Source organism: Acidovorax sp. GW821-FHT10E03, assembly GCF_059415205.1.
Map to the genome: position 1 here is coordinate 189,598 of NZ_JBWKMU010000014.1, position 26,424 is coordinate 216,021.

23 protein-coding genes are annotated in these 26,424 nt (G+C 68.8%); 19 read left to right on the plus strand and 4 right to left on the minus strand.

Going from position 1 to position 26,424, the window contains the following annotated elements; all coding sequences use genetic code 11:
• Window positions 1-8 precede the first annotated feature (8 nt).
• From AC07OD_RS23565 to AC07OD_RS23575, 3 genes are read right to left on the minus strand one after another with little or no spacing between them, the layout of a single operon-like run.
• The gene (locus AC07OD_RS23565; RefSeq protein WP_494598178.1) at window positions 9-3,209 is read right to left on the minus strand and encodes an efflux RND transporter permease subunit; all 3,201 of its coding nucleotides are present in this window, start codon (window positions 3,207-3,209) and stop codon (window positions 9-11) included.
• Between the two features lie 15 nt (window positions 3,210-3,224).
• Window positions 3,225-4,391, minus strand: coding sequence for an efflux RND transporter periplasmic adaptor subunit (locus AC07OD_RS23570; protein WP_494598179.1), 1,167 nt, complete (start codon window positions 4,389-4,391; stop codon window positions 3,225-3,227).
• Window positions 4,392-4,393: 2 nt separating this feature from the next.
• The gene (locus tag AC07OD_RS23575; RefSeq protein ID WP_494598180.1) at window positions 4,394-5,116 is read right to left on the minus strand and encodes a TetR/AcrR family transcriptional regulator; all 723 of its coding nucleotides are present in this window, start codon (window positions 5,114-5,116) and stop codon (window positions 4,394-4,396) included.
• A gap of 93 nt (window positions 5,117-5,209) precedes the next feature.
• Here AC07OD_RS23575 and msrA point away from each other — a divergent pair, with 93 nt between their 5' ends.
• Window positions 5,210-5,749, plus strand: a complete 540-nt coding sequence (gene msrA, locus AC07OD_RS23580) for a peptide-methionine (S)-S-oxide reductase MsrA (RefSeq protein ID WP_494598181.1) — start codon at window positions 5,210-5,212, stop codon at window positions 5,747-5,749.
• A 32-nt stretch (window positions 5,750-5,781) separates the two neighbouring features.
• On the opposite strand, the gene AC07OD_RS23585 is transcribed toward msrA, so the two are convergent.
• Entirely contained in the window at window positions 5,782-6,756 is a 975-nt protein-coding gene (locus AC07OD_RS23585; RefSeq protein WP_494598182.1) for a class I SAM-dependent methyltransferase, read from the minus strand.
• 163 nt (window positions 6,757-6,919) lie between these two features.
• Here AC07OD_RS23585 and AC07OD_RS23590 point away from each other — a divergent pair, with 163 nt between their 5' ends.
• The 18 genes from AC07OD_RS23590 to AC07OD_RS23675 all read left to right on the plus strand — a co-directional run bounded on the left by AC07OD_RS23590 (window position 6,920) and on the right by AC07OD_RS23675 (window position 26,384).
• Window positions 6,920-7,756 (plus strand): DUF6597 domain-containing transcriptional factor, encoded by an 837-nt coding sequence (locus AC07OD_RS23590; protein WP_494598183.1) that lies wholly within the window; start codon window positions 6,920-6,922, stop codon window positions 7,754-7,756.
• Window positions 7,757-7,977: 221 nt separating this feature from the next.
• On the plus strand, window positions 7,978-8,403 hold the full coding sequence (locus tag AC07OD_RS23595) for a Fur family transcriptional regulator (RefSeq protein ID WP_218295321.1): 426 nt from the start codon (window positions 7,978-7,980) through the stop codon (window positions 8,401-8,403).
• Entirely contained in the window at window positions 8,400-9,080 is a 681-nt protein-coding gene (locus AC07OD_RS23600; protein ID WP_218295039.1) for an ABC transporter ATP-binding protein, read from the plus strand. The genes AC07OD_RS23595 and AC07OD_RS23600 overlap by 4 nt, the downstream gene beginning before the upstream one ends.
• Complete coding sequence (locus AC07OD_RS23605; RefSeq protein ID WP_494598184.1) at window positions 9,077-10,315, plus strand: ABC transporter permease; 1,239 nt, start codon at window positions 9,077-9,079, stop codon at window positions 10,313-10,315. Before AC07OD_RS23600 ends, AC07OD_RS23605 begins: the two co-directional genes overlap by 4 nt.
• A 37-nt stretch (window positions 10,316-10,352) precedes the next feature.
• Window positions 10,353-10,607 carry a hypothetical protein gene (locus tag AC07OD_RS23610; protein WP_218295037.1) on the plus strand — a complete coding sequence of 85 codons (255 nt, stop codon included), beginning with the start codon at window positions 10,353-10,355 and terminating at the stop codon, window positions 10,605-10,607.
• Between the two features lie 221 nt (window positions 10,608-10,828).
• The gene (locus AC07OD_RS23615) at window positions 10,829-11,425 is read left to right on the plus strand and encodes a DUF3299 domain-containing protein (RefSeq protein WP_218338597.1); all 597 of its coding nucleotides are present in this window, start codon (window positions 10,829-10,831) and stop codon (window positions 11,423-11,425) included.
• 58 nt (window positions 11,426-11,483) lie between these two features.
• The gene (locus AC07OD_RS23620; RefSeq protein WP_494598185.1) at window positions 11,484-11,993 is read left to right on the plus strand and encodes a hypothetical protein; all 510 of its coding nucleotides are present in this window, start codon (window positions 11,484-11,486) and stop codon (window positions 11,991-11,993) included.
• Window positions 11,994-12,247: 254 nt separating this feature from the next.
• Entirely contained in the window at window positions 12,248-14,362 is a 2,115-nt protein-coding gene (locus tag AC07OD_RS23625; protein ID WP_494598186.1) for a TonB-dependent receptor domain-containing protein, read from the plus strand.
• A gap of 160 nt (window positions 14,363-14,522) precedes the next feature.
• Entirely contained in the window at window positions 14,523-16,706 is a 2,184-nt protein-coding gene (locus tag AC07OD_RS23630) for a TonB-dependent receptor (protein WP_494598187.1), read from the plus strand.
• Window positions 16,706-17,443: an ABC transporter ATP-binding protein gene (locus tag AC07OD_RS23635; RefSeq protein ID WP_218338594.1), complete on the plus strand. Its 738-nt coding sequence runs from the start codon at window positions 16,706-16,708 to the stop codon at window positions 17,441-17,443. The genes AC07OD_RS23630 and AC07OD_RS23635 overlap by 1 nt, the downstream gene beginning before the upstream one ends.
• Complete coding sequence (locus AC07OD_RS23640) at window positions 17,440-18,843, plus strand: DUF3526 domain-containing protein (RefSeq protein ID WP_494598188.1); 1,404 nt, start codon at window positions 17,440-17,442, stop codon at window positions 18,841-18,843. The genes AC07OD_RS23635 and AC07OD_RS23640 overlap by 4 nt, the downstream gene beginning before the upstream one ends.
• 35 nt (window positions 18,844-18,878) lie before the next feature.
• A complete protein-coding gene (locus tag AC07OD_RS23645) occupies window positions 18,879-20,183 on the plus strand; it encodes a DUF3526 domain-containing protein (RefSeq protein WP_369642449.1) in 1,305 nt (434 codons plus the stop codon).
• Window positions 20,184-20,281: 98 nt separating this feature from the next.
• Window positions 20,282-20,554 (plus strand): hypothetical protein, encoded by a 273-nt coding sequence (locus AC07OD_RS23650; RefSeq protein WP_494598189.1) that lies wholly within the window; start codon window positions 20,282-20,284, stop codon window positions 20,552-20,554.
• A 190-nt stretch (window positions 20,555-20,744) separates the two neighbouring features.
• Window positions 20,745-22,367, plus strand: coding sequence for a PAS domain-containing protein (locus AC07OD_RS23655; RefSeq protein ID WP_494598190.1), 1,623 nt, complete (start codon window positions 20,745-20,747; stop codon window positions 22,365-22,367).
• A gap of 585 nt (window positions 22,368-22,952) precedes the next feature.
• The gene (locus tag AC07OD_RS23660; protein WP_494598191.1) at window positions 22,953-23,654 is read left to right on the plus strand and encodes an IPTL-CTERM sorting domain-containing protein; all 702 of its coding nucleotides are present in this window, start codon (window positions 22,953-22,955) and stop codon (window positions 23,652-23,654) included.
• A gap of 181 nt (window positions 23,655-23,835) precedes the next feature.
• Window positions 23,836-24,129, plus strand: coding sequence for a hypothetical protein (locus AC07OD_RS23665; protein WP_218295028.1), 294 nt, complete (start codon window positions 23,836-23,838; stop codon window positions 24,127-24,129).
• 171 nt (window positions 24,130-24,300) lie between these two features.
• Entirely contained in the window at window positions 24,301-25,017 is a 717-nt protein-coding gene (locus AC07OD_RS23670) for a response regulator transcription factor (RefSeq protein ID WP_218295027.1), read from the plus strand.
• Complete coding sequence (locus AC07OD_RS23675) at window positions 25,014-26,384, plus strand: sensor histidine kinase (protein WP_494598192.1); 1,371 nt, start codon at window positions 25,014-25,016, stop codon at window positions 26,382-26,384. The genes AC07OD_RS23670 and AC07OD_RS23675 overlap by 4 nt, the downstream gene beginning before the upstream one ends.
• Window positions 26,385-26,424 lie beyond the last annotated feature (40 nt).

Below are 26,424 nucleotides of genomic sequence, written 5' to 3' on the forward strand. Positions count from 1 at the left end.
GGCGTGGGTCAGGACAAACCCTCGATTTTAGAGGCCCCGGCCAGGGGGCGGCCGCGGCCCATGCGGCGAAGGGCCCATTGCGCCAGATCGTCCATGTAGCAATACACCACCGGCACCACCACCAGCGTGAGCAGCGAGGAGGTGATCACCCCCCCGATCACCGCCTGGCCCATGGGCGCGCGCTGCTCGGAACCCTCGGACAGCGCGAACGCGAGCGGCACCATGCCGAAGATCATGGCCAGCGTGGTCATGAGGATGGGGCGCAGCCGCACGCGCGCGGCCAGCAGCAGGGCGTCGGCGCGGGGCAGGCCGGGCACGGTGCGGCCTTCGTCGTTCACGTGTTCCTCGCGGGCGCGGATCGCGAAGTCCACCAGCAGGATGGCGTTCTTGGTCACGAGGCCCATCAGCATCACCACGCCGATGATGGAGAACATCGACAGCGTGGAGCGGAACATCAGGAGCGCCAGCACCACGCCGATGAGCGTGAGCGGCAGCGAGGTCATGAGCGCCAGCGGCTGCAAAAAGCTCTTGAACTGGCTCGCCAGGATCATGTAGATGAAGATGATGGCCATGGCCAGGGCCGAGATGGCATAGCCGAAGGACTCGGCCATGTTCTTGGTGGAGCCGCCGAACTGGTAGCGGTAGCCGGGCGGGAAGCTCACGCTCTCGAGCGCCTTCTTGATGTCGTTGGACACCTCGCCGGCCGAGCGCTGGGCCACGTTGGCGTTCACGGCCACCTCGCGGGTCAGGTCGCGCCGGTTGATCTGGTTGGCGCCGGTGGATTCGGTCACGCGGGCCACCTGGTTCAGGCGCACGATGCGCGTGGTTCCGTCGGCGGCCGTCAGCGCGAAGGGCAGGCGCTCCAGGTCTGCGGGGGCGGTGCGGGCCTCGGGGGCCAGGCGCACATTCACGTCATACGTCTGGTCGTCCGGCGCGCGCCAGTTGCCCACGGTGGTGCCCGCCACCAGCGTGCGCAGCGAGGCGGCCATGGGGGCCACGGCCAGGCCGAGGTCGGAGGCGGCCTCGCGGCGCACATCGAGGGCGATCACCGGCTTGTCGGGCTTGGCGCTGGTGTCCAGGTCCACCAGGCCCGGGATGTCGCGGATCTTGTCCGTGACGATCCTGGTCAGGCGCTCCAGCTCCTGCAGGTCGGGGCCCTGCAGCGAGAACTCCACCTGCTTCTGGCCGCCCACGGCATCGAGCAGGCCTACGTGGGTCACCGTGATGCCGGGCACCTGCTTCAGGCGCTCGCGCAGCACGTCCGACATCTGGTCCACGCTGCGGCTGCGGTCCTTGCGGTCCACCAGGCGCACGTACAGATTGGCGTAGATCTTGCCTTGCGCGCTGCCGGTGTTGATGGTGGCCAGGGTGTAACGCACTTCCGGCATCTCGCGCAGGATGCCTTCCACCTGCCGGGCCTTGGCCTCGGTCGCTTCCAGCGAGGAGCCCACCGGCGTGTAGAAATTGACGGTGGTTTCGGAGAAGTCGGCCTTGGGCACGAACTCGGTGCCCAGCAGCGGCACCATGAAGATGCTCAGCACGAAGATGGCCAGCGCAATGCCCATGGTGGCCAGCTTGTGCACCAGCGACCAGCGCAGGATGCGCTGGTAGCCTTCGGCCAGCGCATCGGTGGCCCGGTCGAACCAGCCCGTGACGCGGCCGATGGTCTTGTCGTAGAACGTGACCGGCTCGGTGCGCTGCCCGTGGGCGTGGATGCTCGGGTCGTGCCAGATGCTCGACAGCATGGGGTCGAGCGTGAAGCTCACGAACATCGAGATCATCACCGCCGCGACGATGGTGATGCCGAACTCGTGAAAGAACTTGCCGATGATGCCGCCCATGAAGCCGATGGGCATGAACACCGCCACGATGGACAGCGTGGTGGCCAGCACCGCCAGGCCGATCTCCTGCGTGCCGTCCATCGCCGCGTCGTAAGCGCCCTTGCCCATCTGCACGTGGCGCACGATGTTCTCGCGCACCACGATGGCATCGTCGATCAGCAGGCCCACGCACAGGCTCAGCGCCATCAGCGTGATCATGTTGATGGTGAAGCCGAACATGTTCATGAACAGGAACGTGCCGATCAGCGCGATGGGCAAGGTGAGGCCCGTGATCACCGTGGAGCGCCAGGAGTTCAGGAACAGGAAGACGATGAGCACCGTGAGGATGGCGCCCTCGATCAGCGTCTGGCGCACGTTGTTCACCGCCACGCGGATGGGGCGGGCGCTGTCGCCGATGGTCTCCAGCCGCACGCCGGGCGGCAACTGGCTCTTGAGTTCGGCCACGGCGGCGGTCAGGCCGTCCACTACCTCGATGGTGTTCTCGCCCTGCGACTTCTGCACCGACAGCAGCAGCGTGCGCTGGCCGTTGTACAGGGCCAGGCTTTCGACTTCCTGCGCGCCGTCGTTCACGCGGGCCACCTGGTCCAGGCGGACGGGCGCACCGTTCTTGCGGGCGACGATGATCCTGCCGAAGTCCTCGGGGCGCTGCATGCGTGCGTCGATCTGCACCACGCGCTCCTGCGCGAGGGACCGGATGGAGCCCACGGGCAGGTCCTGGTTCTCGTTGCGCACGGCGCTGGCCACCTGGTCGGGCGTCACGCCGAAGGCTTCGAGCGCCTGCGGGTTCAGGTAGATGTTGATCTCGCGCTTGGTGGCGCCCACCAGGTTCACGGCGCCCACGCCGCGCACGTTCTCCAGGCGCTTCTTCAGCGTCTGCTCGGCCCAGGTGGTCAGCTCCACGGCACTGCGGGCCGTGGCGCCCGCCGTGTCGTCCGGCAGCACGGCCAGCGACCACACGGCCCGGCTGGCGGGATCGAAGCGCAGCACGCGCGGCTCCTTGACCTCGGTGCGCAGCAGGGGGCGCACGGTGGCCACCTTCTCGCGCACGTCCTCGGCGGCCTTGCGGCCGTCGATGTGCAGCTGGAACTCGATGATGACGACGGCCGTGCCCTCATAGCTGCGCGAGGTGAGGGCGTTGATGCCGGCGATCGAGTTGACGCCTTCCTCGATCTTCTTGGTGACTTCGCTTTCGACGATTTCCGGCGACGCACCGGGATAGTCCACGGTGACCACCACCACCGGGAAGTCGATGTTGGGGAATTGATCGACCTTCAGGCGCTGGTACGAGAACAGGCCCAGCACCACGATGGCGAGCATCACCATGGTGGCGAACACGGGGTTCTTGAGGCTGACTTTGGTGAACCACATGGCGGTGCGGCGCGGTCAGGGGGCGGTGCGGGGCACGGAGGCCGGGGCGGCGGGCGCGGCAGCCGCCACGGCGGTGCCCTCGCGCAGCTGTCCAATGCGGCCGGCGATCACGGGCGTGCCTTCGGCCACGCCCTCGATGGCGACCCAGGTCTGGCCGCTCAGCACCGACCGCGCACCGGTCTTGACCTCCACGTAGGCCACGCGGCCGTCCTTGAGCGTCTGCAGGTAGGGCGCGGGCTTGTCGGTGCGCACGGCATCCAGCGGCACGGCCAGCACCTCGGTGCGGCCGGTGTCGAGCGTGCCCTGCACGAACAGGCCCTGGCGCAGCGGCGTTTCGCCCCGGGCCTGCTCCACCCGCAGGTAGACGGGCACCGTGCGGCTGCCGGCCTGTGCGCTGGGGTTGATGCGCGCCACGGTGGCGGGCACGGGCACGGCCGAGCCTTCCATGGTGAGCAGGGCCTTCTGGCCCACGCGCACGGCCAGCGAATCGGCGGGGCTCAGCAGCGCCTCCAGCTCCAGGCGGGAGAGGTCCACCACCTCGATGATGCGGGCGTCCACGGCCACGCGCTCGCCGGGCTGGGCCAGGCGCTGGGCCACCAGCCCGGTGATCGGGCTCTTGAGCACGGTGTCGTCGAGCGCCTTGCGCGCCACGTCGGCGGCCGAGACGGCGGCCTGGTGGCTCGACTGCGCCGCCTCCAGGCTGGCCTGCGAGGTGACCAGCGCCGTGGGCGAAATGAAACCCTGGTCCACCAGCGCGCGGTTGTTGGCGTATTGCCGCTGGTTGATGTCCACCTGGGACTTGGCGGCATCGGCCTGCTGCTGCGCCTGGCGCAGCCGTGCGCGGGCTTCGGTGGGGTCGATGCGGGCGATTTCCTGGCCGGCCCTGACGCTGTCGCCCTCGCGCAGGATGAGGCCCTGCAGTTCCCCGCCCACGCGGGCCTTGACCATGGCCGACTCGACCGCCCGCAGCGAACCCGACACCGGCACTTCCAGCGTGAGGCTCTGGCGCCGCACGGTGACGATCTCGTCCGCGGCCAGCTGCAGCGGCGCCTGCGCCTTCTGGGCGCTGGCCTCGCTCAGCGCCTTCTGCTGCGCCTGGCGGGCCGCCATGGCGCGCCACGCGCCGCCGCCCAGCAACACAACGACGATGGCTGCCGCCACCCAGGGAATCCAGCGTTTCATGGTCAGGCGCCGCGCACGGGCGGAGAAGAAGAAGGGGAGGAGGAGGGAGGGGCGCACGGGGGGGCATCGGGCCGCACGAGCAGCCCATGCAGCACGTTGTCGATCTGCGCCTGGATGAACAGCTCGGGCTGCAGGCCCAGGCCGTCGGGGATGCAGACCGCCAGCGAGTGTTTCCACATCATCAGGAAGATCATGGGGGCCAGCACCACGTGCACGATGTAGTCGAGCGCCATCGGCCGGAACTCGCCGCGCTCGATGCCGCGCTGGATGATGCGGCGGATCAGCCCCTGGCCCGGCTGGATCACTTCCTGCTGGTAGAACTGCATGATCTCGGGGAAGTTCTGGGCTTCGCTGAACATCAGCTTGGTGATGCCCGAGGCCTTGGTGGAGCCGATGCGCTCCCACCACACCTCGTAGCAATAGCGCAGCAGCTCGGCGGTGGTGCCTTCGAAGGTCTCCAGCTCCTGCGTCCACTCCTCGAAGCGGCCGGCGATGTTGTGCCGCACCACGGCCTTGAAGAGTTCTTCCTTGCTGGGGAAATACAGGAACAGCGTGCCCTTGGAAACCCCGGCACGCGCCGCCACCTCATCCACACGGGTCGCGGCGAAGCCCTTCTCGACAAAAAGGTCCAGCGCCGCTTCCAGCAGCTCGCCAGGACGGGCTTCCTTGCGGCGCTCGCGCTTGGTGCCCGGGGGGGCGGAAGAGGGGTTGGGCGTGGGGGACAAGGGAAATTCTGTTAATGACTGACCGGTTAGTAATGTAGCAAGCACCTGCCGGAGCGTCAATTCATAATCGCAAAGCACAACCAAAGGACCACCATGACCTTGCAAACCATCACTCTGGGCGGCGGCTGCTTCTGGTGCACCGAGGCCGTCTTCGACCGCGTGCGGGGCATCACCGACGTGGAGAGCGGCTATACCAACGGCCACACGCTGAACCCCAGCTACGAGCAGATCTGCCGGGGCGACACCGGGCATGCCGAGGTGGTGCGCCTGACGTTCGATGCCGACGAGATCAGCCTGCAGGAGATCCTGGAGATCTTCTTCCACACCCATGACCCGACCACCCTCAACCGCCAGGGCAACGACGTGGGCACGCAGTACCGCAGCGGTATCTATTACGAAACCCCCGAGCACGGCGACATCGCCCACGACATGATCCGCCAGATGTCGCAGGACAAGCTGTTCGGCGCGCCCATCACCACCGAGGTGAAGCCGCTGGCCAACTACAGCGCGGCCGAGGCCTACCACCAGGACTACTTCGCGAACAACCCGAACCAGGGCTACTGCGCCTTCGTGGTGGGCCCCAAGGTGGACAAGTTCCGCAAGACCTTCGCCCGCTATCTCAAGCCGGCGTGACGGCGCGGCCGTGACGCAGGCCGCGGCGGTGGTCACCGGGCCGCCGCGGGGGCCCGCGCACCCACACGCACCCGCACGACGCCACCCAGCAGCCCGCCCAGCACCCGCTGGCGCGGCGTGCTGGGCCGGTGGGCCAGCAGCGTGCTGCGGATCATGGCGGGCGTAATGAACTCGGGGGGCTCGAAGCCATGGCCCGCCAGCAGGGCCCGCAGCTCGGCATCGCGCAGGAAACACCGCCAGGGCTCGCCCATGCGGCCGAAACGCCGCGCCATCAGGCCCAGCGCCAGCTTGCGGCCCCATTGCAGCGCCCCCGGGCGGCGCACGTAGTCAAACACCAGCACGCTCCCCGGCGCCGCCCCGGCACCGATGCGCGCGAGCGTGGCCTGCACGGCCGAGGGGGCGAGGTACATCGTCACGCCCAGCCAGGAGAACACCGTGCGCTGGCCCGCGTCCAGGCCCTGGGCCACCAGCTGCTCCATGAAATCCTGGCGCTCGAAGTCCACCGGCACATAGGCAGCCCCCGGGGGCATGCACAAGCCCGCCGAAGCGGCCAGGCCCCGCTTCCATGCCTGGGTGGACGGGTGGTCCACCTCGAACACGCACGCCAGGCCGCGCGGCCATTCACCGCGCAAGGCAAAGGTGTCCAGGCCCGCGCCCAGCACCACGTACTGGGTGGCCCCGGCGGCCACGGCCTCGCGCAGCGTGTCCTCGGCAATGCGGCTGCGCACCGCCAGCGCGCCGCGCATGGCCTGCGAAAAGCTCCCCGCGTCCCTCGCAAGGCCTTGCGGGCCATCGCCCTCAAGCGCCTGCCGCACCTGCGCGGCCCCGGCGGGGCCCAGGATGTCCAGCGCCAGCGGGTCGGCGAAGATCTCGCCGCCCTCGATCAACTGGTGCCGGGCGCGCGCGATGCCGCACAGCAGGGCGGTATGGCTGGGCCGGGCCGATGCCAGCAGCGGCTGCTGCGGGGTGGAGGGGACAGGTGCGGCGGAGCGGGTCGTGGGTGTCATGGTGCGGGTGATTCTGGCGCGCACCGGCGGTGCCGTCTTGAACGTTTTCGCCAGGCGCGGCGTGCCGCAGGCCTGGCGTCTGTTGGTCCAGCGTTGGGATCCGGGGCGGACCTGTTTACGATGCGTGCCTGTGCGAATCCGGTTCCAGCTCCCTTTTGCCACCGTGGTCCTGCCGCCTGCGCCGCTGGCGGGGTGCATCCGCGCGTACATCACCAAGGACACCACGCGCCGTGCGCACGGCACGGCGCAAGGCCCGCAGCTCAACCGCTATCCGGCCTCGGTGTACTGCGGCATCGCCTGGTACCTGGAGGGCAGCTCCGAACAGCTTGGCCCCGGCCAGCAGGCGGTGCGGGCGCTGCCGGCCACGCTGCTGCTGGGGCCCCAGACCCGGCCGCTGGTGACCCGCAACCCCGGCCCGGTGCGCACCTTTGGCGTGGTCTTCCATCCGCAGGCATTCCACCGGCTCACGGGCCTGGACATCAGCACCCTGGTGGACGGACTGCTGCCCGTGCAGGACGTTCTGCCGCCCGCCTGGCTCGCGCTGTGCGACGGCGTGCGCGCGGCCGCCAGCGATGCGCAGCGGATGGCGCTGCTGGAGGACTTCGTGGCCAGCCAGGAGCCTGCGCATGCCGAGGCCCCTGCGGCGGGCGCCGCCGCGGCCGTGCGCTGGATGCGCGAATTGCAGGCCCACGCTGCCGCCCGAGGCCTGGGGGGCAGCCTGCGCAGCCTGGAGCGCCACGTGCGGACCTGGGCCGGCCAGTCGCTGCGGCGCCTTGGCTGGCTGTCGCGGGCGGAAACCGCGCTCACGCGGGCCCGGCTGGAGAGCGAACAGTCGGGGCACGCGCCACGCTGGCACGACGTGGCGCTGGGCGCGGGCTATGCCGACCAGGCCCACCTGTGCCGCGAGACGCAGCGCGTCACGGGACAAAGCCCCTCCGAGCTGGCCCGGCGCGTGCAGGCCGAGGACGAAAGCTACTGGCTTTACCGCCTCTGGTCCTGAGGCCTCGCGCCCCGGGACGGTGCTGGCGCGGCGGCCAGAAGGCTCTGAAGGGGCGGGATGGCCCGTGCCCACGGGCGGTGATTGCCGCCGCGGGGTGCCGGCTGCCTGCATAATGCAAGCTGATTGCGTTACAGGCGCCGCCGCCCCCAGCACCCGCCATGCCCACACCCCGCCGCTCCCCCGCCACATTGCCCGCCGCCACCTGGACCTTGCCCGCCGGCATGCGCGCCACCCGTGCCACGCGGGCACTGGCGGCGCTGTACGCGGCGCGCCCCGAGGCTGCGTTGTCCGAGGCAGAGGTGGAAGCCGCGCTGGCCGGCGCTGGCGCCCCCGTCAACAAGGTCACCGTCTACCGCATGCTCGACCGGTTTGCCGCCGCGGGCCTGCTGCACAAGCAGGTGGATGCCGCCCGCGTCACGCGCTACGCGCTCGCGCCGCAGGGCGACGACGGCGCGGCGCCGCGCTTTGAATGCGATGACTGCCACCGCCAGTTCCGCCTGTCGCAGGGCTCGGCCAAGGTGCGGACCGCGCTCAGGCAGGTGCTGCAGGCACTGGCCACGGCGGGGCATGAGAGCCTGGCGGTGGACATCGCGGTGCGCGGCCGCTGCGCGGGCTGCGCGCACCCTGCCGAGGGCGCCGCCGCATGATCCGCACCCGGGGCCTTTCCTATGCCTACCCCGGCGGCGACGCGCCGCTGCGCTTCCCCGATGTGGATCTGCGCCAGGGCGGCACGCTGCTGCTGCGGGGGCGCTCGGGCACCGGCAAGTCCACCTGGCTGTCGCTCATCGCCGGCCTGCGGGGTGCCAGCGGCGGCGATCTGTTCGTGGCGGGCACCCAGCTGGGCACGCAGCGGGGCGCCGAGATTGACGCCTGGCGCGCGCGCAGCATCGGCTTTTTGCCGCAGAAGCTGTACCTCTCCAGCGCGCTCACGGTGGCCGACAACCTGGCGCTGGTCTACTTTGCCGCCGGGCTGCCGCGCGACGATGCCGCCATCACCCGTGCCTTGGCGCAGGTGGGCGTGGCCGAACTCGCCACGCGCCGGCCGCACCAGCTCTCGGGCGGGCAGGCGCAGCGCGTCGCGCTGGCGCGGGCCGTGCTGCTGTCGCCCGAGCTGCTGCTGGCCGACGAGCCCACGGCCAGCCTGGACGACGAGGCCGCCGCCGATGCGCTGGACTTGCTGCGGCAAAGCGCCGCCGCCTGCGATGCCAGCCTGGTGATTGCCACGCACGACCAGCGCGTGGTGCAGGCCCTGGCCAGCGCGCAGATGCTGGACTTGAACGAAATTGGCCCCGGGCGCTTGCAGGACAAGCGCGAAAAGCTATGAATTCAGTAGCAATCAAGCTGGCCCGCCTGTCCTGGCGCTACCTGTGGTCGCGCCCCCTGGCGGCCGTGCTCAACCTGCTGGTGCTCACGCTGGGCCTGGCGGCCATCACGCTGGTGCTGCTGGTGGCCACGCAGCTGGACAAGGCGTTCGAGCGCGACCTCGCGGGCATCGACCTCGTGGTGGGCGCCAAGGGCAGCCCGCTGCAGCTCATCCTGGCGGGGGTGTTCCACATCGACGTGCCCACGGGCAACATTCCGCTGCAGGAGGTGCAGGCGCTGCAGAAGAACCCGCTGGTGGCGCAGGTCATCCCGCTCAGCCTGGGCGACAGCTACCAGGGCTTTCGCATCGTGGGCACCACGCCCGACTACGTGGCGCACTACGAGGCCGCGCTGGCCGAAGGCGCGCTGTGGCGCCAGCCCATGGATGCGGTGCTGGGCGCCACCGTGGCGCGCGGCATTGTCAGGGCCGGCCATGGCGGTGCGCCGCTGGTGGGCGCCACCTTTGTGGGCAGCCACGGGCTGGGCGGGGGCGGGCACGCGCACGGCGACCACCCCTACCGCGTGAGCGGCGTGCTGGCGCCTTGCGGCTGCGTGCTCGACCGGCTCATCCTCACCAGCACCGAATCCGTCTGGATGGTGCACGAGAGCGCCATGGCCACCGATGACGAGGACCTGGAACTGCTGAAGGACGACCGCGAGGTCACCGTGGCCCTGGTGCGCTACCGCACCCCGCTCGCCGCCGTCACGCTGCCGCGCCGGATCAATGCCGACACGGACATGCAGGCGGCCGCGCCCGCCATCGAGGTCACGCGCCTGCTGCGCCTGCTGGGCGTGGGCGCCGATGTGCTGCGCGCCTTTGGCGGCGTGCTGCTGGCCGTGGCGGCCCTCAGCGTGTTCATCGCGCTGTGGAACGCGGTGCGCGAACGCCGCGCCGACCTGGCCATGCTGCGCATGCTGGGCGCGCCGCCGGGCCGCGTGGCCGGGCTGGTGCTGTGGGAGGCCCTGTGGCTGGCCGCCATGGCCTGCGCCCTGGGCCTGCTGCTGGGCCACGGCCTGGCCCACGCGCTGGGCTGGGCACTGCAGGCACAAGGCCTGCTGCCCGTCAGCGGCCTGGTGTGGCTGCCCGCGGAGGCCGGCGTGCCGCTGCTGGCCGCCGGCGTGGCGGCCCTGGCGGCGTTGCTGCCAGCGATGCAGGCCTACCGCACCGAGGTCGCGGACCTGCTGAGCGAACCCTGAATTTCCATTTCCGACCCACCGATTCGAAAGGTTCACCATGAAGAAGCTCTTCACCGCCCTGGCCCTGGCGCCCCTGCTGCTGGCGGGCGCGCTGGCGCATGCCCAGGGCGCGCATTCCGACAAGGAAACCAAGGCCGATGCCGAGCGCCACCGCGCCATGGCCGCCGCGCACGAGGCCGCCGCCAAGTGCCTGGAGGCCGGCAAGGGCCACGACACCTGCCAGAAGGAACTCCAGGCCGCGTGCAAGGGTCTGGGCATTGGCAAATACTGCGGCATGCGCCACATGCACTAAAGCTCCCCCCTGAGGCGCTGCGCGCCTTCCCCCCTGAGGGGGGACGCCCCGGTGGCCCTGCGGAGCCGGTCCCACGGGGGCACTGGCATGGGGGCGCGCCGGTTTTGTCGGGCGCAGCCGCAAATAAGGTCGGGTGGAGTCAAGTGGTTCCTCGACGGCGTTGATGCGGTCATGGAACAGTTGGCCCTGTGCGCACGGGGCGTTCACGGAAGGGGATTTTTATGCACCATCGTTTGTTGCCTCGGTTTGTGCCCGGGCGCTCTGTCGCTCTGCCTTTGGCGCTGGCGTTGGGTGTCGGCATCTCCGGCACCGCCCTGGCACAGGGCCAGCCTTCCGCGGCGCCTGCGCTCAGTTCGCCCTTGCCGGCGGGGGCTGGGGGTGCGCCGGTGGCGGGTGTGCCGTCGGGCTCCGGTGCGGGCTACCACAGCCCGAACAGTCCCATCGCGCCGCTGCCGCAGCGCAATGACGTGATCCCCTGGTCGGTGCTGACCGACCTGACCAAGAAAACGACCAAGGACGGCATCCTGCCCGTGTTCAACGACGCGCAAAAGGGCATGGACAAGACCACGCAGCGCATCCAGGGCTTCATGATGCCGCTGGACGCCAAGGCCACGCAGACGCACTTCCTGCTCACCTCGGTGCCGCTGACCTGCTCGTTCTGCCTGCCCGGCGGGCCCGAGAGCATGGTCGAGGTCAAGGCCAAGACGCCCGTGCGCTATTCGCTGGAGCCCGTGGTGGTCGAAGGCAGGTTCACCGTGCTCCACAACGACCAGTACGGCCTGTACTACCGCGTGGTCGAGGCCGTGCCGGTGAAATAATCGCAGGTTGCCGGCGCTTTGCCTGTCCGCGCCGCCCCCGCCCCCTATTTTTTTTACCGTGACCTCCACCTTCCGCCCCCGACCAGCCACGCGGCCGCATGCCCTGCGCGGCGCGGGGCAGGGTGCGCGCGGGCAAGGGCGGGGGAGCCACCGCCTGCCGTCGCAGGTGGTGCGGCTGGCGCTGGCCTGGCTGCTGCTGGCCCTGGTGGCCGTGCCCACGCTCGGGCGCCTGCACCAGGTGGTGCACGGCGGCGCGCTGGACCGGGTGCATGCGGGGCAGGCGCTGTCTTCCGCCGCATCCGCGGCGTCCATTGCACCAGGGGCCGCCGCTTCGGCGAGCGGCGACGGGCACGGCCACGGCCTGCTGCTGCCGCTGCTCCTAGGCCACCACGCTCCCGTCGATTGCCTCGTGCTCGACCAGCTCGCGCTGGGCGATGCCCTGCACAGCGCCCCCCTGGCGCTGCCCCATGCGGTGCCCGCGCAGGCACCGTCCACCGACCCCGCGGGGCGCGTCGCCATTGCGCATGTCGCGCTGTTCCAGGCGCGCGGCCCGCCCGGCCGGGCCTGAAGCACCACGCCCCGGGCCTTTTCCACGCGCCGGCCGCCCCCGCCTCTGCCGCAGGGCCGCGAACGCCGCCGGAGCAGGTTCCCCCACGGCGCACCCCGTGCTTCGTTTACATCAGAACTCCTGATTTCATAGCTGCCAGCGCTTGACCATCAAGCGCTGGAGGCATTTTTTATTCATGGCTTCCCGCCCCGTGGCGTGAAGCCGCGCGCTGCACGCCTGGCCGGCGCGGCGCGCCCCCTGTTGCAAGCATCACCATGATCCACACCTCCTTTGCCCCTTGCGCGCCAGCGCGGCGCGCCCGTCCAGCCCTCCACCCCGTGGCCCTGGCCGCCATGCTGGCGCTGTCGGGCGCGGGCAGCGCCCACGCGCAGGCCGCGCCCGCCACCGAGGCAGCGCCCAGCCTGCCGTCCGTCACCGTGTCGGCCAGCGGCCTGCAACTGGGCGCCAGCGACATGACCACGCCCGTCACCGTGCTGGAGGGCGACGAGCTCGTGCGCCGCCGCGAGGCCACGCTGGGCGAGACGCTCAACAGCGAACCCGGCATCACCAGCAGCCACTTCGGCGCCGGTGCCAGCCGCCCCATCATCCGCGGCATGGACGGCCCGCGCGTCAAGGTGCTGAGCGACGGCGCCGAGCTGCACGACGCCTCCACCATCAGCCCCGACCACGCCGTGGTCTCCGAGCCCTTGCTCGCCACGCAGATCGAGGTGCTGCGCGGCCCCTCGGCCCTGGTCTACGGCAACGGCGCCGTCGGCGGCGTGGTCAACGTGCTGGACGGCAAGATCCCCACCGCCATCCCGCAAAAGGGCTACGAAGGCAGCGCCGAGCTGCGCGCCAACACCGGCGCGGGCGAAGGGGCGGGGGCCTTCTCGCTGACCGGCGGCGCGGGCAACCTGGCCGTGCACGTGGAAGGCGTGGCGCGCGACGCGGGCGACTACCGCGTGGGCAAGGGCTGGGCCCCCGAGGGCGAGCCCGCCCGCAAGGTGCTGGGCAGCTTCAACCGCACGAACACCGGCAGCGTCGGCCTGTCGTGGGTGGGTGAGCAGGGCTACCTGGGCGCCGCCTACACGCGCCAGAGCGCCAAGTACGGCCTGCCGGGCCACAACCACAGCTTCGAGGGCTGCCACACCCATGGCGACCACCTGCACTGCGGCGCCCACGCGGGTGAAGGGGAAGACGGCCACGACCACGGCGCCGAAGAGCATGGCGACGTGCCCGTGGTGGACCTGCGCAGCGAGCGCTTCGACATCCGGGGCGAGCTGCGCAACCCCTTCGCCGGCTTCTCGGCCCTGCGCCTGCGCGCCGGCGTCACCGACTATGTGCACGACGAGGTCGAGGACGGCGCCATCAGCACCACCTTCAAGAACAAGGCCTACGACACCCGCATCGAACTGCAGCACGAGCCATTGGCCGGGTTCAAGGGCGTGGTCGGCCTGCAGACCTCGCAGCGCAAGTTCAGCGCCGAGGGCGAAGAGGCCTATGTGCAGCCCACGGTCACCCGCAAGCTGGGTTTCTTCGCGCTGGAGGAATACCGCGTGGGAGACTGGCGCTTCGAAGCCGCCCTGCGCCACGACCGCCAGACCGCCGAGGCCCAGGCCAGCGGCATCGAGCGCAGCCACAACGGCACGTCGGCATCGCTGGGCGCGGTGTGGAAATTCACGCCCGGCTACCAGGTAGGCACCTCGTTCACCCGCGCCAGCCGCGCGCCGTCGGCCGAAGAACTGTACGCCCAGGGCCTGCACATGGCCACCAGCACGTATGAGCGCGGCAACGCCGACCTGCGCTCCGAGATCTCGCAGAACATCGATGTGAGCCTGAGGAAGACCAGCGGCGACACCACCTTTGGCGTGAGCATCTTCCGCAACCGCATCAACAACTACATCTACGGCCGCACGCTCGATGCGATGGACGGGCTGCAACTGCTGCAGTACAGCCAGGCCGACGCCACCTTCACCGGCATCGAAGGCCAGGTGCGCCAGCGCCTGAACCGCAACCTGGGTATCACCCTGTTCGGCGACACCGTGCGCGCCCGGCTCAACGACGGCGGCGGCCTGCTGCCCCGCATCCCCGCCACGCGCGCGGGCATCCGCCTGGACGCCCACTGGAACGCCTGGGAAGGCCTGGTCGAATGGGTGCAGGTGGCCCGCCAGAACCGCGTGGCGGAGTTCGAAACCACGACGCCGGGCTACGGCATGCTGAACCTCGGGGTGAGCTACAACGGCCAGTTCAGCAGCGGCACGCCGTGGCAGGTGTATCTGAAGGCGAACAACCTGACGGACCGCCTGGCGTATGCACACACCAGCTTCATCAAAAACGCAGCGCCGCTGATGGGGCGCAACGTGACGGTAGGGGTGAAGGTGGCTTTCTAAAAGCTGGCCGCATTGCGCGGCCTGCCCAGCCCCATTCACTCACTCGCTCACGTACTTCCAAGCGCACTCTGACTGCCGCCGATCCCTCAGCGGTTGGGCAGCGCGTGCGCGCGCTCGTACTCGTGCCCGTACCCCAAATCGTCCGTTGACGAAACCCGCCATGAACCCAACCCGTTTTTCCCCTTCTCCATCGCGCAGCCGTGCTGCGCTCAACCGCAAGCCCGTTGCCAAGCTCACTGCTGCCGCACTGGCGGCGGCACTGGTGCCGTGGGCCCATGCACAGACATCACAGGAACCTGCCGCAGCTTCCGCATCAGAAGCAATCACCCAGCCCGCACGCGCTCTTGCGGCAGTGGACGTGCTGGGCACGACCGCCCCCGCCACGCGCACGCCCGGCGAACGCGCTGCCGTCACGCTCCAGCCAGGCGCACTCCCCGCAACGGTGCAGCAACTCAACCAGGACGACATTGCCAACACCAATGTTGGCCGCGATATTTCCAACATCTTTCGCCGCGTGCCCGGCGTGCTGGCCAACAACATCGACCAGGGCGAAACCGGCAACGGATTTCGCATGCGCGGGTTTGCCACCCAGGGCACGCACGGCGCCGATACCGCCGTGTATGTTGACGGTGTGCCGCAGAACATTCCGTCCAGCCAGGGTGGGGCAGGGCACGGCCCGGTGTTTCTGGAATGGCTCCACGCCGACCTGATCGACGGCGTGGACGTCATCAAAGGTCCTATCTCTGCCTTGTATGGCGACCAGAACCGCGCAGGCGCTGTTGACATCCGCACCCGCAACGGCGGCAGTGCCACGCCGTCTAGCGTCAGTATCAGCGCCGAGCGCCATGGCCTGCGCCGCAGTACCCTGGTGCTGTCCAGCACCATTCCCACCAGCTTTTCCACCATCGACTCGCTGTGGATGGCCGATGTGTACCACAACGATGGCTACCGCTATGCGTCCCGCACCGACCGCGACACGTTGTTCTGGAAGCTGTCTACCCAGCACCAAGGCGCCCGATACAGCCTGCGCGTGATGCGCTACGTGGCCGACTTTGATGCGCCTGGGTATCTGCTGCTGCCCGCGCTGGAAGCTGGGCTGGACCCACGCTCCACCCAATCAAACAACGCCGGCTTCGGGAATGCGCGGCGTACCAGCCTGGTGTTCAACCGCGCCCCGGCCGAAGGTGAGGCGGGATGGTATGCCACGGCCTATGCGGAAAGCCTTAATCGCAAACGCGGCATCACGGCCAACGCCACCCACCATACGGTGGGCGTGGACGACCGGGACATCTTTGGCGCGCGCGTGCTGCACAACACCACGTTTGGCAACGCCGCCATTGCCTTCGGCGCCGAGCTGCGCAAGGACCGTGGCGACGCCTACCGCCAGATCTACGTCAACCGCGCACCATCGGCCAGCTACGTCAATGCGCAAGACCTGGACCTGCTGACCTACGGGCTGTTTGCGCAGGGCCAGTGGCGCGTGACCGATACCCTCAAACTGAGCGCCGGTGCGCGCTACGACCGGTTTGACTACGACATCGCCAACCTCAAGCTGCCCGCGGCCAGCACCGGCTACGACAAGGGCGTGTTCACGCCCAAGCTGGGCGCGTCGTGGTCGCTCACACCGCAGGTGGAGTTGTTTGCCAACGTGGCCGAAGGCATGCGGTCGCCTTCGGCCGAGCAGATCAGCAGCAGCGGCGCCACCGGCCCGCTGGGTGCGACAGGCGGTGTCATCAGCCAGATCGCGCCTAGCAAGGTGCGTTCGTTCGACTTGGGCTTCACCGCATCGCCTGCCAGCGGCTGGACAGTGTCGGGCGTGGGGTATGCCATTCAGAATTCCGACGAAATCGTGGGTCAGGCCGATGGCTCTTTCAAATCGGTGGGCGAGACCACGCGCAAAGGGCTGGAGCTGGAAGCCCGCTGGCGCGCCAGCAGCGCCACCAGCGTGTACGCCAGCATCGGCAAGATCCTGGAGGCCAAGGTGGACAACCCGGCACCCAATACCGGTGCAAAGCTCACGGTGCCTGCCACGCAACTCAAGGCCGGGGCCCAGCACAAGCTGCGGCTGGGCGAAGGCCAGCTCACACTCAATGCAGATGCCTACCTGATCGCGGACATGCCGTACTACGTGGGCACGCCCGCCACGCAAGAGCGCACCATGCCTCTGTACACGCGCTATGACCTGCGCGCCACGTACGACTGGAAGCAGACGCAGCTGTCGCTGTACGCCACCTTCCAGCCCCACCGCTACGGCACCGAAATCGCCTACGGCAGTGCCGCAGGGCTGATGATGTCGCCCCTTCCCCGCAGCACGTTTGGCGCCACACTGCGCTACTTCTTCTGATGGAAGCCGCGGCCATTCTTGAGACCCGCGCCCTCACCATCCGACGGGGCGACCAGGTCTCGCTGCAGGCGCTCAACCTAGCGGTCACGGCGGGCAGCGTGTATGCGCTGCTGGGCGGCAACGGCGCGGGCAAAACCACCACGCTGAACGCGCTGCTGGGTTTTGTTCCCGCCGCGTCGGGCCAGGCACTGGTCAACGGGGTGGACGCCTCGCTGCAGCCGCAGCAGGCACGCGCTCACCTGGCGTATCTGCCCGAGAACGTGGCGCTGTACCCCTACCTGTCGGGGGTGGAGAACCTGCGCTACTTCTGCAAGCTGTCAGACATTGCACTCGACAGCGCGCAAGCGCACGACCTGCTCACAGCGTCGGGCCTGGCACCCGATGCACAGGGCCGCCGGGTTGGCGGGTATTCCAAGGGCATGCGGCAAAAGGTAGGCCTGGCGATTGCCAAAGCGCGCCGTGCCCGTGCCATGCTGCTGGACGAGCCCACCTCCGGGCTGGACCCTGCTGCTGCCAACGAGTTTGCGCAAAGCGTGCTCCAGGCCAAACAGGGCGGTATGGCCGTGCTGATGGCCACACACGACCTGTTCAATGCCATTCAGGTGGCTGACCGCATCGGCATCCTTCGCGAAGGGCGCCTGGTGGCGGAGTTTGCCGCGCACGACATCGCCCACAACGAGCTGGAGCGCATCTACCTGCAGCATGCGCGCGGCGTGGTGGAGGACACCGCACCATGATCGCATCCATCGCCGCCAAGGAGATGCGCGCGTTGCTGCGCGACGGGCGCTTGTCGGGACTCGGGCTGGTGCTGGTACTGCTGTTGGCGGCCGTGCTGGTGTCGGCCGTGCACCAGCGCCAGGTGGCAGAACAGGAGCGCCATCAGGTCGAGGCCGCCGCGCGTGCGCAGTGGGATCACCAGGGCGACCGCAACCCCCACCGTGCAGCGCACTTCGGGCTGTATGCGTTCAAGCCTCAACTGCCACTGGCCAGCGTAGACCCTGGCATCCATGCGCGCACCGGTCAGGCGCTGTGGCTGGAGCCGCACAAGCGCAACATGGCGCTGCACGCACCCGCCGCTGACGCCGCCCCGTCCATGGGCCTGGGCGACTTCACCCCGGCGTTTGTGCTGCTGGCGCTGGTGCCATTGCTGCTCGCCGTGCTGGGCCATGGCTCTGTCACGCAAGAACGGGAGCAGGGCACCCTGCGCATGCTGCATGCGTGTGGAATGCGCGGCGTGCCGCTGGTACTGGGCAAGTGGCTGGGGCTGTGTGCCAGCGTGGCCCTGGTGCTGGCACCCGCTGCGCTGGTTGCAGGCTGGCTGCTGGCTGCACGGCAGGGTGCGGCTGAGGCCGCAATGCTGTTGGCGGCGCTCGGTGCGTACTACGCCACCTGGGCGGCCGTCACGGTCGGGGTGTCGTCCAGGTGTCGCACTTCGCGCGGCGCGCTGCTGGTGTTGCTGGCGCTGTGGGTGGGCTGGGTGTTCATCGTGCCGCGCCTGGCGGCGTCCACGGTCGAGGCGCTGGCGCCACTGCCCACGGGCGAGGCGTTCTGGGCCGGTATCCAGCGCGACATTGACCAGGGCCTGCCGGGGGAGGGCAGCGCCGCCCAGCGCATGAAGGCGTTTGACGCACAACTGCTGGCCGACAACGGCGTGGCGCGCCTGGAAGACCTGCCCTTTGGCGCCAATGCCAAGCGCCGCCTGTTCAGGGATGCGTATGCCACCAAGGTGTACGCACTCCATTTCGGCCAGTTGTGGGACACGCAGGCACAGCAGCAATACCTGCTGCGATGGCTGACCGCCGTATCGCCCTACGCCCCGATGCGGGCCGTGACCAGCGCACTGGCGGGCACCGACCTGGCCCACCAGCAGCACTTTGAAGAAGCCGCCGAGCAATACCGCGAGCGCTTCACCACCCTGGTGGACGAATGGGACCTGCAAGCTACCCAGGGGGTCACTTCGTTCGAGAGCCGCTACGCAGGCAACGCGCTGTGGCAGGCGATTCCGGAGTGGACTTACACACCACCCGGCATCGGCTTTGCGCTGCGCCACAGCGCCGCTGACTGGGCTGCCCTGGCGGCCTGGCTGCTGGCGGCCCTGACGGCACTCTGCCTGGGCGCCAGGAGGCTGAACCCTTGACGGCCCTTGTCACCACTACAACCACAACCCGTCGCATGCCATATCCACGCCTCATCCATTGGCAGGCCGAGGGCCTGCGCTTGTACCGCCAACCCGTGGCGTGGTGGGCGCTGGCTGCGCTTTTGCTGGTGCTGTTGGCCTCTGCCACCGTGGCGGGCCTGGACGCCCGAGCCTGGCGCCAAGCCGCAGCGCAGGACGAAACCGCATTCGCCGACAAACTGCACGCCCAGCAACTGCGCCTGCAGGCCAGCCCCGCACCCAGCGCGGCCAGTGCCACCGCCACCTACCAGCTGGGCCGCAGCGATCTGGGCGTCACCCGCATGCCGGTAGAGGCAGGCCTGGCGCTGGGCGTGCAGCGGCTGCAGGTCTTGCCGTCGCGCACCAAGGCGTCGCTCGACACCCGGCATGTCGATTCGCGCGACCCGGGTCCGCTGCGCAACCCTTTGCTCACGGACACCGGTTTGCCCGGCCTGCCAGCCATGGTGGCGCTGCTGCTGCCGCTGGTGGCCCTGGTGCTGTGCGCCGGGCTGCTGCAGGAAGAGCGTGAGCAGGGCCGGCTGGGCCTGCTGCGGGTGCAGTCGCACTACGGCATCGGCCCCATCCTGCTCGCCGCTCTGGGCTGGAGGCTGCTGGCGCTGTGGATGGTTGCGGTGGCAGCCACCATGCCGGCGCTGCTGCTGGACCCTGGTGCCACCGCTGCGGTCGCCTTGCAGTGGGCTGCCGCGCTGGGCGCGTTCTGCGCGTTGTGGGTGGCACTGGGCGGCATCTTGTCGTGCCTGCCCATCAGCGGCGCCACCAGCATACTGGCTGCGCTGGGGCTGTGGCTGGCGTTGACGTTTGCCGTGCCCGCGGGTCTGGTGTTGCTGGCGCAAAAAGCCGCGCCCCTGCCATCGCGCCTGTCAGCCGTGGTGGCCCTGCGCGACGCACAGCACCAGGCCGAGGACAACGAGCAGGCGCTGGCCGAAGCCTGGTACGACGAACACCCGCACATCCCCGCGCAACAGCCCGCTGCATGGCCCGCCAGCTTTGTAGTGCGCGTGCTGGACCAGGACGAAACGCTGCAGCCCTTGGTGGAACAGTTCCGCCAAAGCCGTGTACGGCAAGCCCAACAGGTGTCGGCATGGTCATGGCTGTCACCCGGCCTGGCGCTGGCGCTATATGGCGAACGGCTCGCCGGCACAGATGTGGACAGCCACACGCGCTACCAGCAGCAGGTGGACGCATTTGAGCAGCGGTGGAGAGCGTTCTTGGTGCCGCGCGTGATGAGCAAACAGGGAATGCGGGTCGAAGAACTGCGGCAGCTGCCTCGGTTTGAAGAACCACATGGCCGCCCTGGCTAGATGTGAGGATTCAATAGGTTGTATCCGGTGTTCATCCGGATTGGGTTTGAGAGACTGGAAGTCGCCAAACACCCAATCGACTCAGGACACCCAACCGAATGAACACCCATAAGCGCGCCCGACCTACGTTTGCCCGTCGCCTGAAGATGGTCCAGCAGATGACGCTGCAGGGCCTGAGCGCTGCACAAGCCGCTGCTGTACAAGGTGTCCGACCGCCCACAGCCAGTTCAGCAGCGGTGCGCCGTGGCAGTCGCACCCTCAAGGCCGACAACCGGACGGGTTGGCTGGCCTACGCACCTACATCCTTTGTCAAGACTGCCGTGCCGTTGGTAAGGCGCAATCTGACGGTGGGCGTGAACGTGGCGTTCTGACGGGCGATGCCGTCGTGATGTGCACGAGCGCCCGCAGGGGGAGGGCGTTGCTGGCTTGCACCCTATCGCTGCACCAAACCACCGAAACAACGGGGCCGCAAGTGCCATAAACCCGTGCCATACTTGATCTTACGTGGTTGATTTTGCTATCCGTTGGATGTATTTGCCCCCCTTTTTGCAACAGCCCTGCATGCCCACCACTCCCACGCCGTCCGCAAAGCTGCTGCAACTGTTACCCGAGGCGGTGGTGCAAACCGATGCGCTGTGGGAGATCACTTATCTGAATCCGGCGTGGCACAAGCTCACCGGCCATTCGGTGGCGGCGGCGCTTGGCAGGTCTTTGCTTGAATTCGTGCATCCCGACGACATCGGCACCATGCGCTCGGGCATGCCGGTGTTCCGCTTGCGCTTTGCCGATGCGGACTATCGCTGGGTGCGTCTGCAGCTCCACCCGGAGACGGATGCGGCGGATCGGGTAGTCAGCCGCCAGGGTGTCCTGATCGAGATCACCGAGGTCACCGAGCAGGTGCTGGTGGAAATTCGCCAGCGCTTTCTGCGCTTGCTGGAAACCATTGATGGCGTGGTTTGGGAAGCTGAAATCGGCGTGGGCAATACCTTTCTGAGCCCGCAGGTCGAACGGTTGTTCGGCTACTCCGTGGAGGAGTGGCGGGCCGACCCCGGCTTCTGGCGGGCGCATGTGCATCCCGATGATCTGGAGGCGGCCTTGGTGATCGACGATGCCGCCTATAGCGCCACGCACAGCCATGCCTACGAGATGAGCTACCGGCTGATTGCCAAGTCTGGCAAGGTGGTATGGGTGCGCGATCTGTGCCGTGCAGTGGTCGAGCCGGGGCGGCCGAACCGCATGATCGGCCTGATGATCGACGTCACCCAGCAGAAGAACACCGAACTCGAGTTGTTGCGCTCCGAAAACCGCTATTCGCTGGCGACGCGCGGATCCAATGACGGCATCTGGTATTGGGACTTGCGAACGGATGCCCTGCATGTGTCCGGGCGTTTTCTCCAGATCGTCGGGCTGGGTAGCGCCGATATTGTGCATAGCGGAGGCTGGCGCTTTCTTGAGCAGCTCATCGATCCCGAGGATCGCGGGCGCGTGCAGGAGGCCTACCGCAGGCACCTATCGGGGAACAGCCCGAACTTTTCGGTGGATTTCCGCGCGTTCCACGGGGCGGGGCGGCTGGTGTGGGTCAATTGGCGCGGGCTCGCCGAGTTCGAAGACGGCGTTGCGGTGCGCATGGCGGGCTCCTTGAGCGATCTGGCCGAACGTGGCAGTTCCTACGATGCGCTGACCAACTTGCCCGGCCGGCCATTGTTCCGCGATCGCCTCGCTCATCTCATCGCGCTGCACCAAAACGAGGTGGCGAACGGTGGTGGCATGCCGACACGCGATGGAGCCACGATGTTCGCCGTGCTGCTGCTGGATCTCAACAGTTTCAAGGCCGTCAATGACAGCTACGGGCACCACGTGGGCGACCAGCTATTGCAACAGGTGGCACGGCGGCTCGAATCCTGCGTGCGGACGGGGGATCTGGTCGCCCGCATGGGTGGCGACGAGTTCAATGTGCTGCTGGAGTCCATTGATCCCGCTGAAGCCAGCCAACGCGCGGAGCAGATTGCCGCCGCCCTGGAAGTGCCTTACGTGATTGGCAGGCACACCGTGATCAGTGGTGCGAGTATCGGATTGGCCAGCAGCGCATCCACGCTGGCGACGGTCGACGACTACCTGCGCGCTGCAGACACCGCCATGTACCGGGCCAAAAGTCAGTCATTGGGCGTGTGCGTGTTTCCATAAAGCGTGTCGGGGACAATTGCCTGCGAGGCTGTCGCATGGCTTGCCTTCCTCATCCCCTTCTGGTTTTCGGTGGTTTCGCTGGGGTGCTTCCAGTGTGAAACCAGGGGGGGTTACTGCTGGTCGATGTGCTGCCTCCGATGGAGGCCGGCAATCGAACATGTTTTTGAACTTCTGCGCCTGTTCATCAAGCGCTGGCAGCTATCGTAAATATAGCAATCGATGACATCCCGGCATCGCGTTGACCGTGGCAGGCCTTGACGGATGGGGCACGCTTGGCGCCAGCCAACCCAAGGGGCCTTGCCTTGATCAGGACGAAAAACGGGCTCTCCAGAGCTTGGCGCGCTGGCACCTGAACACCGGCACTTCAGCGACGAATTCAAAGATGCCGGTCAGAAGACCGGTCACGGTGCCTGGAGCAAAGGCGGGTCAAGCGGGATACGCCGGGCCCGGATCCAGGGCGCAACCGCGCGGCCCGCACGGGTAACATGCTGAGGCGCCGAGGCTGGCATGGGCGGCGCTCGGCGCAGTCAAGGGGGACCCAGTGCCCGGGACGGCGCAACGTGCTCACCAACCGTGGAAACCAAAATGTTCAAAAAGATCGTCTGGAAGTGGCTGGGATCGCTTGCTTGTTTGCTGGGCGCTGCGGGGGCGGCTCAAGCGCAGTCCACCACCTACGTGGCCACCGCGGCGGGCAACTACACGGGTTTCACAAACTTCACGGTGTGCGGCACGCCACCGTGCCAGAACTTCACCACGGCGATGAACACGTCTGGCTCGTTCACGACCACCGCGCCGCTGGCCGCCAACCTGGCGTCTGCACAGTTGGGCGCCTTGGTCTCGGCCTTCAGTTTTTCAGATGGCCTCACCACGTACACCCATTCAGACCCGAACATCCGGGTCTGGAACTTCCGCGTCACGACCGATGCGAGCGGCGCGATCACGGGTGTGAACATTCTGATCCAGCGCTGGATTTCTGGCACGGCTCCCCACGGCATCGGTGACCGGTTTTCCTTCTTTGAGACCAGCACCACATCAGCAAGGCACAACATGTTCTGCAGCGGGATCGCCGTTTCCACCGCAGGCGTGGCAGATTCATGCGGCTTCGCCGGCAGCGATACCAGCACCTCTTCTGCAATCCCTGTTTCGCTGGTGTGGTCTGCCGCGGTGGCGGCTTCTTCCATACCAACCCTTTCCGAGTGGGCGTTGATGGCCATGGCGGTGTGGATGGCCATGGTGGCCTTCCAGCGGCTGCAGCGCCGTGACGGCAAGCGCCACGGGCAGCGCTGACGTCACCGGCCTGCCGGCTCAAGCTGCCGCCCGCGCACGCCGCACCATTCCGCCAACCCCTTGCGCGAGGTGCCCGGTTGCTGGATTTCATCTTCGTGCTGCCCACGTTCGTCCAGGCCTGCGGGCCGATTCAGGCCACCGCCGAAGGTGCCCGGCAGGCCTTCTTTCTTTCGGAACGCAGATGAACCGCGAAGCACTTCATGGGCTGCTGGTGAACACGCTGGGGCTGGTGCCCCAGCCGTTGGCGAACGCCGTGTCGTGCACCTACTTTCACCAGAAGGTGGAATGGCATCCGGCGCGCAGCACCCGGGTGTTCCGCGTCCTCTTCGATGCCGGCGGGGAGCCCGACCGCATCCAGCTGTGCGCGTCCTCCGACAACAACAACACGGTGCTGATCGGCCGCCCGTTCAGCGCCCGGGCTTTGACGGAACTGGCGGTTCAGGAAATAAGGCGGATCGAGGCGCGGACGGCCTAGAGAAGGGACAGGGCGCGGCGGGCAGCACAGGCCCTTGTGCGGGCTGGCGGGGTTTCACCCACCGTGGGCCGCGCCCGCCCGCGCCGCGCTCCGCACGCTTTCGACTTGCTTTCACCCGGCCTCCGTAGAAGCACAGTGGCCGGCCCCCCGGCGGGAGGGCATGATCGCGGGATGAAACTGCTGTTGGTGGAGGACGATTTTGACCTGGCCGGCGCCCTGAGCCGCAGCCTGGTGGCGCGCGGCTTCGAGGTGCTGTGCTGCGCGGATGGCAAGGAGGCCCTGGCCGCGGCGCGGCGCACGGCCTTCGACGTGATCACGCTCGACCTGTCGCTGCCGGGCCTGGACGGCCTGGAGGTGCTGCGGCGCCTGCGCGACGGCGGCAGCACCACGCCCGTGCTGGCGCTGACGGCCCGCGCCGCGGTGACCGACCGCGTGGCCGGGCTGGAGGCCGGGGCCGACGACTACCTGGCCAAGCCCTTCGACCTGGACGAGCTGGTGGCGCGCCTGCGGGCCCTGACGCGGCGGGTGGGGCGCGACGGGCAGCTGCGCTGCGGGGCGCTCTACCGCGACCCGGCCAGCGGCGTGTTCTACAACGAGGCGCTGCCGCTGGACCTGTCGCAGCGCGAAGCCGAGCTGCTGCGGCTCCTGATGTCGCGCATCGACCGCGTGGTGAGCAAGGAAGAGCTGCGCACGCAGGTGTTCGCCGACACGGGCGAGCAGGTGCAGGCCGACGCGGTGGAGGTGGTGGTGCACCGCCTGCGCAAGAAATTGGTGGGCACCAATGCCGAGATCGTGACCCTGCGCGGCGTGGGCTACCTGCTGTGCGACGCCGACAGCATGGCCGCGCAAAAGGGCGACAAATCGGACAAGGGCGGGGTACCCCGGTGAGTGTGCGCACGTGGTGGCGGCCGTGGCGCCCCCGGGGCGGTTCGCTGCACCGGCTGCTGCTGGTGTGGCTGCTGGTTCCACTGTGGGCGCTGGTGGCGCTGATCACCCTGGTGCAGGTGGCACAGCAGGTGCGGCACGATGCCGCCGCGCAGGACGAGGCACTGCGCGCGGCGCTGGCGGACTGGCCCGTGGCGCCGCCCGACACACTGCCCACGGCGCATGGCTCCACGCCGGTCTGGTATCGCGAAAGCAACCTGGATGGCGAGCGCCTGGCCGGCAGCGCCGCCCTGCCGCGCGTGCCCCCCGCCGAAGCCGCGCTGGGCCCGGGCAATGTGCATTTCTACCTGGCGCAGGCCGGGGACCAGCTGGTGCGCGTGGGGGTCACGCTGCACCCGCCCCCGGCTGCGCAAGGAGGGCAGGGCGCCGCCCCCATGGTGGTGCGCCAGGTGGCCCGCCCCTGGAGCGAACGCGCGCCCCGGCTGCCCAGCCTGGCCGTCGGCGGGGCGGGCGTGGGCGGGATGTACCTGCTGGCGCTGGCCATGACGGCCATGGTGGTGGTGGTGGCGCGCGTGGCATCGGGCTGGCTGCTCCATGCCGATGTGTCGCTCACCCGGCCGGGCGCCGGGAACCCGGGCCACGGTGACGAAGGCCCCTCGGAGCTGGCGCCCGCCGTGCGGCACTTTGGCGAGCTGCAGCAAAGCCAGAGCCGCTGGATCGACGAGCAGCGGCGCTTTCTGGCCGATGCCACGCACCAGCTGCGCACCCCCATGGCGGTGCTGCGCACGCAGCTGCAGTCGGCCATTTCCGGCGACGTGCTGGTCGCCGATGCGCTGCACCAGATGTTGCACACGGTGGACCGGGCCTCCGGCCTGGCCAACCAGCTGCTGAGCCTGAGCAAGGTGGAGCAGCTCAAGCGTGTGGGCGAGCTGCCCAGCGTGGACCTGAACGCCATCGCGCGCGAGGCCGTCATGGAGCTGGCGCCGCTGATCGCCGCCAAGCGCCTGGATTTCGCGCTCGAGGGCCCCGAGGCGCTGTGGGCCCCCGGCGACGCCGCCCTGCTGGGCGAGCTCATGCGCAACCTGCTGGCCAACGCCATCCACCACACGCCCGCGCACGGGCGGCTGGGCGTGCTGCTGCGCGACAGCACTGGCCACAAGGAGGTGCTGGTGTGGGACGAAGGCCCGGGCATCGACGACGCCGTGCGCCAGCGGCTGTTCCAGCCGTTTTCCGCCGGCAAGGGCGGCGTGGGCCTGGGGCTGTCGATCTGCCGCCAGATCGCCGAGGCCATGGGCGCCGAGGTCACGCTGTTCAACCGCCTCGACCAGGGCCAGGTCATCGGCGTGGACGCCCTGCTGGCCTGGGGCTGAGCGCATGCCGTCCCCCCATGCCGGCTTTCGGTTTTTTTCA

What these genes read in the sequence shown, in the direction of transcription:
- AC07OD_RS23630 (WP_494598187.1), top strand. Translation starts at nt 14,523, where the DNA reads ATGAACCCAACCCGTTTTTCCCCTTCTCCATCGCGCAGCCGTGCTGCG.
- AC07OD_RS23655 (WP_494598190.1), top strand. Translation starts at nt 20,745, where the DNA reads ATGCCCACCACTCCCACGCCGTCCGCAAAGCTGCTGCAACTGTTACCC.
- AC07OD_RS23600 (WP_218295039.1), top strand. Translation starts at nt 8,400, where the DNA reads ATGATCCGCACCCGGGGCCTTTCCTATGCCTACCCCGGCGGCGACGCG.
- AC07OD_RS23615 (WP_218338597.1), top strand. Translation starts at nt 10,829, where the DNA reads ATGCACCATCGTTTGTTGCCTCGGTTTGTGCCCGGGCGCTCTGTCGCT.
- AC07OD_RS23610 (WP_218295037.1), top strand. Translation starts at nt 10,353, where the DNA reads ATGAAGAAGCTCTTCACCGCCCTGGCCCTGGCGCCCCTGCTGCTGGCG.
- AC07OD_RS23585 (WP_494598182.1), bottom strand. Translation starts at nt 6,756, where the DNA reads ATGACACCCACGACCCGCTCCGCCGCACCTGTCCCCTCCACCCCGCAG.
- AC07OD_RS23645 (WP_369642449.1), top strand. Translation starts at nt 18,879, where the DNA reads ATGCCATATCCACGCCTCATCCATTGGCAGGCCGAGGGCCTGCGCTTG.
- AC07OD_RS23635 (WP_218338594.1), top strand. Translation starts at nt 16,706, where the DNA reads ATGGAAGCCGCGGCCATTCTTGAGACCCGCGCCCTCACCATCCGACGG.
- AC07OD_RS23565 (WP_494598178.1), bottom strand. Translation starts at nt 3,209, where the DNA reads ATGTGGTTCACCAAAGTCAGCCTCAAGAACCCCGTGTTCGCCACCATG.
- AC07OD_RS23595 (WP_218295321.1), top strand. Translation starts at nt 7,978, where the DNA reads ATGCGCGCCACCCGTGCCACGCGGGCACTGGCGGCGCTGTACGCGGCG.
- AC07OD_RS23665 (WP_218295028.1), top strand. Translation starts at nt 23,836, where the DNA reads ATGAACCGCGAAGCACTTCATGGGCTGCTGGTGAACACGCTGGGGCTG.
- msrA (WP_494598181.1), top strand. Translation starts at nt 5,210, where the DNA reads ATGACCTTGCAAACCATCACTCTGGGCGGCGGCTGCTTCTGGTGCACC.
- AC07OD_RS23640 (WP_494598188.1), top strand. Translation starts at nt 17,440, where the DNA reads ATGATCGCATCCATCGCCGCCAAGGAGATGCGCGCGTTGCTGCGCGAC.
- AC07OD_RS23625 (WP_494598186.1), top strand. Translation starts at nt 12,248, where the DNA reads ATGATCCACACCTCCTTTGCCCCTTGCGCGCCAGCGCGGCGCGCCCGT.
- AC07OD_RS23650 (WP_494598189.1), top strand. Translation starts at nt 20,282, where the DNA reads ATGAACACCCATAAGCGCGCCCGACCTACGTTTGCCCGTCGCCTGAAG.
- AC07OD_RS23605 (WP_494598184.1), top strand. Translation starts at nt 9,077, where the DNA reads ATGAATTCAGTAGCAATCAAGCTGGCCCGCCTGTCCTGGCGCTACCTG.
- AC07OD_RS23570 (WP_494598179.1), bottom strand. Translation starts at nt 4,391, where the DNA reads ATGAAACGCTGGATTCCCTGGGTGGCGGCAGCCATCGTCGTTGTGTTG.
- AC07OD_RS23670 (WP_218295027.1), top strand. Translation starts at nt 24,301, where the DNA reads ATGAAACTGCTGTTGGTGGAGGACGATTTTGACCTGGCCGGCGCCCTG.
- AC07OD_RS23660 (WP_494598191.1), top strand. Translation starts at nt 22,953, where the DNA reads ATGTTCAAAAAGATCGTCTGGAAGTGGCTGGGATCGCTTGCTTGTTTG.